This is a genomic window from Pseudomonas sp. GW456-L13, from assembly GCF_017350115.1.
Taxonomy (GTDB): domain Bacteria; phylum Pseudomonadota; class Gammaproteobacteria; order Pseudomonadales; family Pseudomonadaceae; genus Aquipseudomonas; species Aquipseudomonas jessenii.
In genome coordinates this window covers 2,231,980-2,245,503 of sequence record NZ_JACNAS010000001.1, presented here as the reverse complement: position 1 = coordinate 2,245,503, position 13,524 = coordinate 2,231,980, and the positions used below count along the sequence as shown (strand labels likewise).

The 13,524-nt window shown below is 61.7% G+C and carries 9 protein-coding genes; 8 read left to right on the top strand and 1 reads right to left on the bottom strand.

Features of this window, described 5'->3' with window-relative positions:
- Positions 1-15 precede the first annotated feature (15 nt).
- The gene (locus J4D25_RS10175; RefSeq protein ID WP_057716324.1) at positions 16-1,032 is read right to left on the bottom strand and encodes an AraC family transcriptional regulator; all 1,017 of its coding nucleotides are present in this window, start codon (positions 1,030-1,032) and stop codon (positions 16-18) included.
- Positions 1,033-1,388: 356 nt separating this feature from the next.
- Here J4D25_RS10175 and J4D25_RS10170 point away from each other — a divergent pair, with 356 nt between their 5' ends.
- From J4D25_RS10170 to J4D25_RS10135, 8 genes are all read left to right on the top strand, one after another.
- On the top strand, positions 1,389-1,955 hold the full coding sequence (locus J4D25_RS10170; protein ID WP_057716669.1) for an alpha/beta hydrolase: 567 nt from the start codon (positions 1,389-1,391) through the stop codon (positions 1,953-1,955).
- A 124-nt stretch (positions 1,956-2,079) separates the two neighbouring features.
- Entirely contained in the window at positions 2,080-4,083 is a 2,004-nt protein-coding gene (locus J4D25_RS10165; protein WP_057716323.1) for a DUF1302 domain-containing protein, read from the top strand.
- Positions 4,084-4,124: 41 nt separating this feature from the next.
- Complete coding sequence (locus J4D25_RS10160; RefSeq protein ID WP_057716322.1) at positions 4,125-5,483, top strand: DUF1329 domain-containing protein; 1,359 nt, start codon at positions 4,125-4,127, stop codon at positions 5,481-5,483.
- 246 nt (positions 5,484-5,729) lie between these two features.
- On the top strand, positions 5,730-6,821 hold the full coding sequence (locus J4D25_RS10155) for a YCF48-related protein (protein ID WP_057716321.1): 1,092 nt from the start codon (positions 5,730-5,732) through the stop codon (positions 6,819-6,821).
- Between the two features lie 16 nt (positions 6,822-6,837).
- The gene (locus tag J4D25_RS10150) at positions 6,838-9,357 is read left to right on the top strand and encodes an RND family transporter (RefSeq protein WP_057716320.1); all 2,520 of its coding nucleotides are present in this window, start codon (positions 6,838-6,840) and stop codon (positions 9,355-9,357) included.
- A 6-nt stretch (positions 9,358-9,363) separates the two neighbouring features.
- Positions 9,364-11,142: an acyl-CoA dehydrogenase C-terminal domain-containing protein gene (locus tag J4D25_RS10145; RefSeq protein WP_057716319.1), complete on the top strand. Its 1,779-nt coding sequence runs from the start codon at positions 9,364-9,366 to the stop codon at positions 11,140-11,142.
- Positions 11,143-11,166: 24 nt separating this feature from the next.
- Positions 11,167-12,810 carry a fatty acid--CoA ligase gene (locus J4D25_RS10140; protein ID WP_057716318.1) on the top strand — a complete coding sequence of 548 codons (1,644 nt, stop codon included), beginning with the start codon at positions 11,167-11,169 and terminating at the stop codon, positions 12,808-12,810.
- Positions 12,811-13,103: 293 nt separating this feature from the next.
- Complete coding sequence (locus J4D25_RS10135) at positions 13,104-13,445, top strand: potassium channel family protein (protein ID WP_057716317.1); 342 nt, start codon at positions 13,104-13,106, stop codon at positions 13,443-13,445.
- Positions 13,446-13,524 lie beyond the last annotated feature (79 nt).

The window sequence follows — 13,524 nt, the reverse complement described above, 5'->3', positions numbered from 1 at the left end:
TTTTTTGCCCTGCTGTCAGGACGGTTTCGCCCCAGCCTGCTTCTGCGCACGCCACGTCGCCGGCGGCATGCCGAACTGGCTGATGAACCAGCGGGTAAACGAACTCGCCATCGAGTAGCCGAGCATGTCGGCAATGCGGCTGAGGGAGTAGTTGGGGTTGTCCAGGTAACGCAGCACCAGGTCGCGGCGCACGTCGTTGATCACGTCGTTGAAGGCGCAGCCGTCGTCCTTGAGGCGGCGTTGCAGGGTGCGCACGTTCATGCCCTGGCTCTGGGCCACCTGCTCAATGGTGGCGCGCCCCATGGGCAGCAGCAGGTAGATGGCCTTGCGCACCTCGAACAGCATCGAGGCGCCTTCGTGGTTCTGCAGCGAGTCGAGGTAGCCCTGGGCATAGCGGGCCATGGCCGGGTCTGCGTTGGGGTTGGTCATGTCGAGGCTGATGTCAGGGCAGACGATGCCGTTGAACTCGCTGCCGAACTCCAGGTTGCAGCCGAACAGGCGGCGATGCAGGTGCAGGTTGTCCGGTGGCTGGTGCATGAAGTTGACGCTGTAGGGATGCCAGTGTGAGCCCAGCAGGGCCGAGCACAGCCGGAACATTACACCGATGGCCAGCTCCGTGGCCTGGCGGCTGGGCATCGGCGTTTCGGTGACCACCTCTTCGCGAATGATCACCATCTTGCCGGCCTCCTCAATGAAGATGGCCAGCGAGTCATTCATCAGGTGCCGGTAATCCACTACGACCTGCAAGGCATCGCGCAGCGTGCGCTGGTGGCTGAGCAGCAGGCTGACCACGCCGAAGTCCGAGAGCTGGCGCGATTCGGCCATGCTCAGGCCGAAGGTCTGGCAGCCGCTGGCGGCGGCCGAGTCTTCCAGCAAACGGACGGCGGCATCGATATGGATGCGGTGTTCAGGGGCTTGCAGTTGGGCCCTGCTCAAGCCGACAGCGGCCAGCACGTCGCGCGGGTTGAAACCCAGGTACTGGGTGACCTCCAGGTAGTTGGTCAAGACAGCGGCGCGAACAAGCTTGGTCATGCGAAAGTCTTCCCTGTGCCGATGGCGGTTGGCGTGAGCGTGGCGACTATATCCAGCGTATCAACAGTTGAACAGTTGTCATGTCGTTGATGGATTTCATGCTGTACGGTCGCCAATCTTCTACGCTGCATGGAGCCATCAGCGCTCATCCGTTGATTACAGTGACCTTGCGCCAACCTGCGGGGATTTTCGACCAGTGGTCGCACTGTCCTGCTGTCGGACAATTTGTCATCAAAAGAAAAGTGCATGACGTCCAATGTAAAGCGCTTCGGGTGGGCGCTCTTTAATGTCGACACTACAAAAAGCCCCTGGCGAAAACAGCCAGTCGAGTTATCGAGAAAGCGAAGGTGTTGACCGTGGACAAACTGCAAACTGCCGCCACCATTCTGATCGTTCCGGGTCTGCGCGAGCACGTGGCCGAACATTGGCAAACATTGCTTGCCGCCAGGCTGAGCAACGTGCGCAGTGTTGCGCCGCTGGAGACCGACAAACTCGATTGCATGGCCCGTGTGCGGGCGATTCAACACGAACTCGAACAAATCGACGGCCCCGTGATTCTGGTGGCCCACAGCGCCGGTGTGCTGATGGTCGCGCACTGGGCTGCGCACTACAGCCGTCCGATCAAGGGCGCTTTGCTGGCCGCGCCACCGGACCTCGATGCGGTCTGGCCGTCAAACTATCCGTCTTCCGAAACCCTGCGTAGCCAGGGCTGGAATCCTCTGCCACAAGGCCCGCTGCCATTTCGCAGCATCGTGGCCGGCAGCACCAACGATCACTTGGCCAGCCTTCCTGCGGTCACCCGCATGGCAGAAGGCTGGGGCGCCGAATTGCTCAATCTGGGCGATGTCGGCCACCTCAATCCGGCCGCAGGATTTGGCCACTGGCAGCAAGCTGAAGCACTCATCCTGGAGCTCGATCGCTAGTACAAGGAGCTGGACTGGCAGTACGCCAACCGGCATTTGCCCTCATTCCTTAAACGCAAACCCATCAATGTTTGCGCGAGGGCGGCTGCGCTTAAAACAAAGACAAAAAAGCGGAGACAACGCAATGCACAACAATAAGAGTCACGGCTTCACCGCTCCACGCTACACCTTGCTGGCCTCAGCCATTCTTGCGGCAACGGTACCTGCGGCCCATGCGGTCGAGATCGAGACGGGGAATCCGGACTGGAACGTCCGCGTGGATAACACCATCAAGTACAACTATGGCGTGCGCACCGAAAGTGCCGACAAACGCATGTTGGGAACGCCGAACAATAACGACGGCGACTACAACTTCCGCAAGGCCGGGACCAACATCACCAACCGTATCGATCTGTTGACCGAAATGGACGTGGTCTACAAGAACGCCATGGGCTTTCGCGTCAGCGCCGCCAGCTGGTACGACAAGGCCTATGACAACACCGGCTCCAACTCCAACCCGTTCGTCAACGGCAATGGATCGACCTCGGGCCTGATCGCCAATGACCCGCGCCTGGCCGGGGTCACCCGTGACAACGTCGGCAACGGCAGCTCGCACCTGAGCAATTATGCCCAGCGCTACTACAGCGGTCTTTCGGGCGAAATCCTCGATGCCTTCGTGTTCTACAGCACCGAAGTGGGCGAGGAGTCGATGTTCAGCGCCAAGGCCGGTCAGCACAACGTGTTCTGGGGCGAGACCATTCTCAACCCGGTGCACTCGGTCAGCTATGGCCAGTCCGGCCTCGACCTGGCCAAGCTTGCCGCGTCGCCGGGTACCGAGGCCAAGGAACTGTTCGTTCCGCGTAACCAGTTGTCGATGTCGTTCACCGTCAATCCCGAACTGACCGTGGGTGCCCAGTATTTCCTGAATTGGGATGCCGCGCGTCTGCCGGAAGCGGGCACCTATTACGGCGGTTCCGACCTGGTCGGCTTCGGCGCGCAATCGTTCCTGTTGGGCAACACCAACGCCGTGGTACCGGGCAGCCCGCTAGGTTGTGGCCTGGCGCCGTGCAACGCCTTGACCAATGTGCGTCGTGGCAAGGACCTGACTCCGCATGACAGCGGTGACTGGGGCGTCATGGCCAAATGGTCGCCGGCCTGGCTGGATGGCACCCTCGGCGTTTACTACCGCGAAACCTCGGAAATCCTGCCCCAAGCCTATCTGGACGCCAGGGGCATTACCTCGGCCAACCCGAACGGCACCCGTCCGGCGGGGCAGGTGCCAGCGGTAATCAACACCCTCAATTCGCTGGACACCGCCACCTATCAACTGGCCTATGCCGACAACATCAAGATCCTTGGCCTGAGCTTGTCCAAGGACGTGGGTGGCGTGAGCGTGGGCTCGGACCTGAACGTTCGTCACAACATGCCGCTGGCCAGTATCCCGGCGATCGTCAGTACCCGCAGCCCGCTGGGCCTGGGGCAAGGGCTTGGCCTGCTGCCAGCGCGTACGGATGCCACCGGTGTGGTCTATGACACCCCGAGCCGTGGCGACAGCATGAGCGCCACCGGTGACACCCTGCACTGGACGCTAAACGGTCTGATGACCCTGCCGAAAACGCCGGTGTTCGATCAGGCGACTGTGCTTGCCGAGCTGTACTACAGCAACCTGCTCAAGCTCGATAGCAAGAACGAAGCGCTCTACAAGGGTAAGGACAGCTATCGCGGCATCGACGCGCCGACCCGTGACAACTGGGGTCTGGCGGTCAACTTCACACCGACCTGGTACCAGGTCTTCCCGGGTGTCGATCTCAACGCGCCGATGTCCGTCAACGTCGGTCTTGACGGTGTGTCACCGGTCTCCGGTGGCGGTGCCAAGGACACCGGCAACTATGCCGTGGGCGTGGGTGCCATTGTCTACAACAAATATTTTGTCGACCTGAAGTACGTGGACTCCTTTGGCGAAACCGACAAGTGCAACGTCAGCGGTGTGAGCACCGGCTCCAAGGGCGGTGACGGCTCCACCCCGAACGCCTTCAGCGGCAACGAAAACTACGCCTGTTACGCAGGTGGCTACTCGTCCTTCTCTGGAGGTGGTGCCACGACTGAGGACCGTGGCGCCGTGTACCTGACGATGAAAACAACATTCTGATTCACCACTGATTTGCTCAATGCAAGCAGGAGAATAACAAGATGAAATTTGTAAAAACCGTGTTGGCCGCTTCGCTGGCCATGGTCTTCGCCGCTCAGGCACAGGCTGCTGTTTCAACCCAGGAAGCTGCCAAGCTGGGCACCAGCCTGACACAGGTAGGGGCTGAAAAAGCCGGGAACGCTGATGGTTCCATTCCTGCCTACAACGGTGGCCTGACCACCCCGCCGGCCAGCTTCAAGGCCGGCGACAGCATGCGCCCGGACCCGTTTGCCAGTGAAAAGCCGGTACTGGTGATCGACGGCAAGAACGTCGACCAGTACAAGGGCATGCTCACGGCGACCACGGTAGAACTGGCCAAGCGTTTCCCGACGTTCCGTGTCGACGTGTTCCCGACGCACCGCACCGTTTCGCTGCCTCAAGCGATTCTGGATAACGGCGTGAAGAACGCCAGCGGCGCCAAGTCCCTGGAAGGTGGCCTGGCCATCGACAACGTGCTGCCGGGCATTCCATTCCCGATTCCGCAGTCGGGCAATGAAGCGATGTGGAACTTCCTGTTGCGCTACCAAGGCGTCAGCATCAGCTCCAAGTACGACTCCTGGAACGTTGACTCCGCGGGCGTTCCAAGCCTGGCGACCACCGGGCAAGCGAACATCTCCTACCCGATCTATGAAAACCTCTCGCAGCCGATCAGCAGCGCCGACGTGTACTACCAGATGAAGCTGGCATACACCGGCCCTGCGCGCCGCGCCGGTGAGGCGATCATGCTCAAGGACGCCGCCAACCCGTTGCAGCAACCGCGTCGCGCCTGGCAGTACTTGCCGGGGCAGCGTCGAGTGAAACTGGCTCCGAGCCTGGCTTACGACACGCCAAACCCGGGTACCGCCGGTGCGGGCACCTACGATGACGTGTTCGTCTTCAACGGTGCGCTGGATCGCTACGACTGGAAGCTGGTGGGCAAGCAGGAAATGATCGTGCCCTACAACACTTACAAGCTGACCTACGTGCAGGATCCGAAGTCGCTGACCACCGCCAATCACCTGTCACCTGACTTCGTACGCTGGGAAAAACACCGTGTATGGGTCGTCGAAGGCAACCTCAAGGCCGGTGCTCGTCACATCTACCAGAAGCGCCGCTTCTACCTCGACGAAGACAGCTGGACCGCTTTGGCCTCGGATCAATATGACGCTCGTGGTCAGCTCTATCGCGGTTCCTTCGCCTTCCTGAGCCAGAGCTATGACAAGCAGGTTCCGGACTCCACGCCGTTCATGATCTACGACCTGGTCGGTGGTTCCTACAACATCAACGGCGTAGTCGGCCCTTACGGCGGCATCAAGTACATCGAGCCGCTCTCCAAGGCCCAGTGGTCATCGGAATCCCTGGCCGGCGCCGGTATTCGCTAAGCCAACTGCAAGCGACGCTCGCACGATCCACTGTGGGAGCGAGCTGTGGCGAGGGGGCTTGCCCCCGTTGGGCTGCGAAGCAGCCCCAAAATTTCCGATGTATCGAAGATCTTGTGAGTGCTGCGCACTCAAACGGGGGCAAGCCCCCTCGCCACAGCTCGCTCCCACATGACCTGCACGGCGCAAGGTTTGAACGTCAGGCACACCGATGTGTGTCCCGGCGCGGTTTTCCGAAGAGGACGCAGTATGTGTTCGTATAAAAATAATATTTTGCAGCTGGCGTTTGGCGTTGTGCTCGGCCTGTCGCAGGGCATCGCCCAGGCGGCCGATTACGTCGATGTACTGGACCTGCCCGCCAGAGTCAGTGCCTTGGCGATCAACAGCCCGTTGTCCGGCATGACCCGCGCCGGCGGGCGCGTGATTGCCGTCGGCCAGCGTGGCCATATTCTGTTTTCCGATGATTCGGGAAACCACTGGCAACAGGCCGCCGTACCGGCCAGTGCCGACCTCACTGCGGTGAATTTTCCGACCACCACCCAAGGCTGGGCGGTGGGTAATGACGGCGTGGTGCTGCACAGCAGCGACGCCGGCGCGACTTGGCAAAAGCAGCTCGACGGTCGTCAGATCGGCGCCTTGCTGGTCAAGCATTACACGGCGCTGGCCAGCGCCGAACCGGGCAATGAGCAATGGCCCCAGTTGGCCATGGAAGGCCAACGACTAGCCGATCAGGGCGCGGACAAACCGCTGCTCGGCGTCTGGTTCGCCAACGACAAAACCGGCTATGTGGTCGGGGTATTCAACCTGATCCTGCGCACCGACGACGGTGGCCTGACCTGGACCCCGTTCCAGGACCGCACCGACAACCCCCAGGGTTTCCACCTCAACGCCATCGCCTCTACCGGCGACGGTTTGTACATCGCGGGTGAGCAAGGCCTGCTGCTCAAATGGGACGACAGCGCCCAACGCTTCAACGCGGTACCGACGCCTTATCAAGGCAGCTTCTTCGGCGTGCTCGGCAAGCCTGGCGAAGTGCTGATCTATGGCCTGCGCGGCAACGTGCTGCGCAGCACCGACGGCGGCCAGAGCTGGACCGCACTGGACACGGGCCTGCACGTCAGCATCACCGCGGGCCTGATCGATGCCCGTGGCAATTATCGCTTGTTCACCCAGGGCGGGCAGATGCTGGTCAGCCAAGGGACGGGCGCGCAGTTGCATCTGAAGCAGCAACCGGCACCGACCCCGGTCGCCGGCGCCACCCAGTCCGCCGATGGCGCCTTGGTGCTGGCAGGCAGCCGTGGTGCCCGGACGCTGTCCGCCGATCCAGCCCTCGAACCCTAAGAGCGAGAACCCAGACATGGGCAATATCAAACAAGACGCCATGCCGGTGATCCGCGAACTGCGGGATTTCGACCACCGCTCCGGCAACCTCCTCGAGCGGCTGGTGTTCAACTACCGCCCGCTGTTCATGCTGCTGATGGCGCTCGCCACCGTGGTGCTGGGCTTCATGGCCGTGACTCGCCTGGAGTTGCGCCCAAGCTTCGAAAAAATGATTCCCCAGAGCCAGCCCTACATCCAGAACTTCCTGGAAAACCGCCAGTCGTTGCGCGGTCTGGGCAACTCGGTGCGCGTGGTGGTCGAGAACACCCAGGGCGATATTTTCGACCCCGATTACCTGGACGTGCTCAAGCAGGTCAACGACCAGCTGTTCCTCACCGAAGGCGTCGACCGCGCTTGGATGAAGTCGCTGTGGAGCCCGGCCGTGCGCTGGACCGAAGTCACCGAGGACGGTTTCCAGGGTGGCCCGGTGATGCCCGACACCTATTCGGGGCAGCCTGAACAGATCGAACAGTTGCGCCAGAACATCTCCCGCGCCGGTGTGGTGGGCAGTCTGGTAGCCAGTGATTTCAAGTCGACCATGCTGATCGTGCCGCTGATGGACAAAGCCGCCGCCGGCGGTCAACGCATCAACTACCACGCCTTCTCGCAGATGCTCGAAGAGCAGTTGCGCGACAAGATCGAATACGCCGGTGACAGCGCTGCGCGTAAATCCGGGGTCGAAGGCACCGGGCATTACAAGGTGCGGGTGATCGGCTTCGCCAAACTCATGGGCGACCTGATCGACGGCCTGATCCAGGTGATGATGTTCTTCGGCCTGGCCGTCGTCACGTCGCTGATCATCATCTACGCCTACACCCGTTGCGTGCGCAGCACCCTGCTGGTGGTCGGCTGCTCGCTGATCGCGGTGGTCTGGCAACTGGGTATCGTCGCCTGGCTCGGCTACGCCATCGATCCGTACTCGGTGCTGGTGCCGTTCCTGATCTTCGCCATCGGTGTGTCCCACGCGGCGCAGAAGATGAACGGCATCATGCAGGACATCGCCCGCGGCACCCACAAACTGATCGCTGCGCGCTACACCTTCCGCCGTCTGTTCATCGCCGGTGTCACCGCGTTGCTGGCCGACGCCGTGGGCTTCGCCGTGTTGATGCTGATCGATATTCCGGTGATCCAGGACCTGGCGATCACCGCCAGCATCGGCGTCGCGGTGCTGATCTTCACCTCGCTGTTGCTGATGCCGGTGGCGCTGTCCTATGTCGGTGTGGGCGCGAAAGCCGCCGAGCGTGCGCTGAAAATCGACAACCGCGCCGAACACCACAAAGGCTTCGGCAAACTGTGGGACCTGCTCGACCGCTTCACCACGCGCAAGTGGGCCACCGGTGCCGTATTGGTCGCAGTGTTGATGGGCATCGGCGGTTTCATGGTCAGCCTGAACCTGAAGATCGGCGACCTGGAAAGCGGGGCGCCGGAGCTGCGCGCCGACTCGCGCTACAACCGCGACAACGCCTACATCACCAGCCACTACGCGCTGTCCAGCGACCTGTTCGCGGTGATGATCAAGACCGCGCCGGAAGGCTGCCTGAACTACAAGACCCTGGTGCTCGCCGACCGCCTGGCCTGGGAGCTGCAACAGTATCCGGGCGTGCAGGCGACCGCGTCCTTGGTCAACGCGGTACGGCAGATCACTGCCGGTACTTATGAAGGAAACCCCAAGCTCAACAGCATCCAGCGCAACCAGGACGTGCTCAACTACGCCGCCCAGCAAGCCTCGGTCAACTCGCCGGAGTTGTTCAACACCGACTGCTCGCTGATGCCGGTGATCACCTTCCTCAAGGATCACAAGGCTGAAACCCTCGATGCCGTGGTGGCGATTGCCGACAAGTTCGCCAAGGAAAACAGCAGCGAGGATCGCCAGTTCCTGCTCGCCGCCGGCACTGCCGGGATTGAGGCGGCGACCAACATCGTGGTGCGCGAAGCCAACCGCACCATGCTGCTGTACGTGTATGCGGCGGTGACGCTGTTCTGCCTGATCACCTTCCGCAGTTGGCGCGCCACACTGGTGGCCCTGTTGCCGCTGGTGCTGACCTCGATCCTCTGCGAAGCCTTGATGGTGGCCATGGGTATCGGCGTGAAGGTCGCGACCTTGCCGGTGATCGCCCTCGGGGTGGGCATCGGCGTCGACTACGCCTTGTACCTGCTCAGCGTGCAATTGCACTTCCAGCGCCAGGGCTTGCCGCTGTCCCAGGCCTATCGCAACGCCGTGTCCTTCACCGGCCGCGTGGTCGGGCTGGTGGGCATCACCCTCGCCGCCGGTGTGGTGTGCTGGGTCTGGTCGCCGATCAAGTTCCAGGCCGACATGGGCATCCTGCTGACCTTCATGTTCCTGTGGAACATGCTCGGCGCGCTGATCCTGATTCCCGCTCTGTCGTACTTCCTGCTGCGCGAACGGGCACCCAAGCCCGGTTCTGTCGCGGCAACCGAAAACACCGAATCCACTGAACGTCCCGGCATGCCCCATGCCGTGACCACTTCCGAGTAAGCCAAGATGTCTGATTACAAAGCTCCCCTGCGCGACATGCGCTTCGTACTCAACGAGGTTTTCCAGGTGTCCCGGCTCTGGGCACAATTGCCCGGCCTGGCCGACGTGATCGATGAAGAGACCGCCGCCGCCATCCTCGAAGAGGCCGGCAAGATCAGCGGCGAAGTGATCGCGCCACTGAACCGCGCCAGCGACGAACAGGGCTGCACCTGGAACGACGGCGCGGTCACCGCCCCGGACGGTTTTGCCCAGGCCTATCAAGCCTTCGCCGAGGGCGGTTGGGTGGGTGTCGGCGGTGATCCGCAGTACGGCGGCATGGGCATGCCCAAGGCGATTTCGGCCCAGGTCGAAGAGATGGTCAACTCGGCCAGCCTGTCGTTCGGCCTGTACCCGATGCTGACCGCCGGTGCCTGCCTGTCGATCAAGGCCCACGCCAGCGAAGAACTGAAAGCGGCTTACTTGCCGAACATGTACGCCGGCACCTGGACCGGTTCGATGTGCCTGACCGAAGCCCATTCCGGCACCGACCTGGGCCTGATCCGCACCAAGGCCGAACCCCAGGCCGATGGCAGCTACAAGGTCAGCGGCAGCAAGATTTTCATCACCGGTGGCGAGCACGACCTGACGGAAAACATCATCCATCTGGTACTGGCGCGGCTGCCCGATGCACCGGCCGGCCCGAAAGGCATCTCGCTGTTCCTGGTGCCGAAAGTGCTGGTCAACGCCGACGGTTCGCTGGGTGAAAACAACACGCTGTCCTGCGGCTCCATCGAACACAAGATGGGCATCAAGGCGTCCGCCACCTGCGTGATGAACTTCGATGGCGCCACCGGCTGGATCGTCGACGCACCGAACAAAGGCCTGGCGGCGATGTTCACCATGATGAACTACGAGCGTCTGGGCGTGGGCATCCAGGGCTTGGCCCAAGGCGAGCGCTCGTACCAGAACGCCGTCGAATACGCCCGTGACCGTCTGCAAAGCCGTGCGCCAACCGGTGCGCAATTCAAGGACAAGGCCGCCGACCCGATCATCGTGCACCCGGACGTGCGCCGCATGCTGTTGACCATGAAAGCCTTGAACGAAGGCGGCCGTGCGTTCTCCAGCTACGTGGCCCTGCAACTGGACATCGCCAAGTACAGCGAAGACGCACCGACACGCCAGCGCGCGCAGGATCTGGTATCGCTGCTGACGCCGGTGGCCAAGGCTTTCCTCACCGACATGGGCCTGGAAACCACCCTCCATGGCCAGCAGATCTTCGGCGGCCACGGCTACATCCGCGAGTGGGGTCAGGAGCAACTGGTGCGTGATGTGCGCATCACCCAGATCTACGAAGGCACCAACGGCATCCAGTCCCTGGACCTGGCCGGGCGCAAGATCGTCGGCAGCGGCGGGGCGCTCTACCGCTTGTTCGCTTCGGAAATCCGCAACTTCACCGCCAACGTTGGCGCTGACCTTGCCGAGTTCATCCAACCGCTGAACGCCGCCGTCGACACTCTCGACGACCTGACCGCGTGGCTGCTGGACCGGGCACAAAACAACCCGAACGAAATCGGCGCGGCCTCGGTCGAGTACCTGCATGTGTTCGGCTACACCGCTTATGCCTACATGTGGGCGCGCATGGCCAAGGCCGTCATGAGCGGCGATGGCGAGGACGATTTCTACACCAGCAAACTGGCCACCGCGCGTTTCTACTTCGCCCGGTTGCTGCCGCGTATCCACTCGTTGAGCGCATCGGCCAAGGCCGGCAGCGACTGCCTCTACGAGCTGCAAGCCGATCAGTTCTGATCGAAAGGACAAGGAACCTTAAACATGATGGCGACAAAAATAATTCCGCCCGCCGACGGCGCCTATGCCTACCCCTTGCTGATCAAGCAATTGCTGCTGTCCGGCGTGCGCTACGAGCCGGGCCGGGAAATCGTCTACGCCGACAAGCTGCGCTACAGCTACCAGACTCTCAACAAGCGTATTCGCCGCCTGGCCAATGCGCTGACCGCAGCCGGGGTCAAGGCCGGTGACACCGTGGCCCTGCTCGATTGGGATAGCCACCGCTACCTGGAATGCTTCTTCGCCGTGCCGATGATCGGCGCGGTGCTGCACACGGTGAACATTCGCCTGTCGCCGGAGCAGGTGCTGTTCACCATGAACCACGCCGAGGATGACCTGGTGCTGGTGCATGATGATTTCCTGCCCCTGGTCGAGCAGATCCACGGTCGGCTGGAAACCGTAAAAGGCTACCTGCAGCTCACCGATGACGAGGCGACCACGACCTCGCTGCCGGTGTTGGGCGAGTACGAGCACCTGCTGTCCCTGGCCTCGGACCAGTACGACTTCCCCGATTTCGACGAGAACTCGGTCGCCACGCTGTTCTACACCACCGGCACCACCGGCGACCCGAAAGGTGTGTACTTCAGCCACCGCCAGTTGGTGCTGCACACCCTGAATGCCGTCGGCACCCTGGGCGTCTATCAGGGCCAGCCGCTGCTGCGCTCCGACGACGTGTACATGCCGATCACGCCGATGTTCCATGTGCATGCGTGGGGCGTGCCGTATGTCGCGACCCTGATGGGCATCAAGCAGGTCTACCCGGGCCGCTACGAACCCAACAGCCTGGTCAAGCTGTACCGTGAAGAGAAGGTGACCTTCTCCCACTGCGTGCCGACCATCCTGCAGATGATCCTCAACTGCGAGGAAGGCAAGGCGACCCGTTTCGATGGCTGGAAAATGCTCCTGGGCGGCAGCGCGCTGACCCTCGGCGTGGCCAGCGAAGCCAATGCCAAAGGCATGGTGGTGCACGCAGGCTACGGCATGTCCGAGACCTGCCCGTTGCTGTGCCTGACGTACCTGCGCGATGAAGACCTGCAGCTGTCCGCCGAAGCGCAACTGCCGATCCGCATCAAGACCGGCACCCCGGTGCCATTGGTCGACCTGAAGATCATCGACGCCGATGGCAACGATGTGCCCCATGACGGTGAGTCCCTGGGCGAGATCGTGGTGCGCGCGCCGTGGCTGACCCAGGGCTATCTGAAAGCCCCGGACAAAGGCGCGGAGTTGTGGCACAACGGCTGGTTGCACACCGGCGACATGGCCTCGATCGACAAGCTGGGCGGCGTGGAAATCAAGGACCGCATCAAGGACGTGATCAAGACGGGCGGTGAGTGGATCAGCTCCCTGGAACTGGAAAGCCTGATCAGCGAACACCCGGGCGTGATGTCCGTCGCCGTGGTGGGCATTGCCGACGAACAATGGGGTGAACGCCCGATGGCCATGGTCGTTTGCGAGCCCGGGCAATACCTCGACCGCAAGATTCTGGAGACGCACCTGCAAGCCTTTGTCGATGGCGGCCGCATCAACAAATGGGCGATTCCCAAGCAGTTCAAATTCGTCGCCGAAATCCCCAAGACCAGCGTCGGCAAGATCAACAAGAAGCTGATTCGGGAAACTGAAGCGAACTGACACGAACTGACCCGAACACTGTAGGAGCGAGCTTGCTCGCGATGGACTCAAGGGCGCCGCGTTTATCCTGTAAACACGCGTTATCGTTGACGACCATCGCGAGCGAGCTCGCTCCTACAACGAATTCAACAGTGGGCGGTTTCTGGATAGTTTGCGGGGCGTCATCTTTGTCATAGTCCTCGTCTGAGATAACGCCCCGTAAGTCGCAGTTTTCAGCGCCTGTGCCAAGCTGAACGGGGAATTAGCGCCGCGCATTCAACTGCAGGTCAGTCAAACCCCAGGAAGCCCATGCCATGAACCTCGCCCGTGCATCAAACGTCCGCCACGAGTTCTACAAAGCTGTCTGGTTCTATTTAAAAGTGGTGTGGCCGATCTTCTCGATACTGCTTTTGGTGATCATTGCGTTCGGCCTCATCATCGCCCACCTGGAAGGCTGGGGCCCGTTAGACGGTATCTACTTCGCCTTCGTGACCGGCCTGACCATCGGCTATGGAGAGCTGGTGCCCAAACTGGGTGTGTCGCGAGTGCTGGCGATCCTGCTGGGTTTCAACGGCGTGCTGATGACCGCGACATTCGCGGCGATCAGTGTCCGGGCCATTGAAGTGACGGTGACGGCGGCGAGGAAGGAGGAATAGGGTGTAGCCTGGTCAACCCGAAGCCAAACCCCAACACAAAACCCCTGTGGGAGCGAGCTTGCTCGCGATAGCGGTGTAT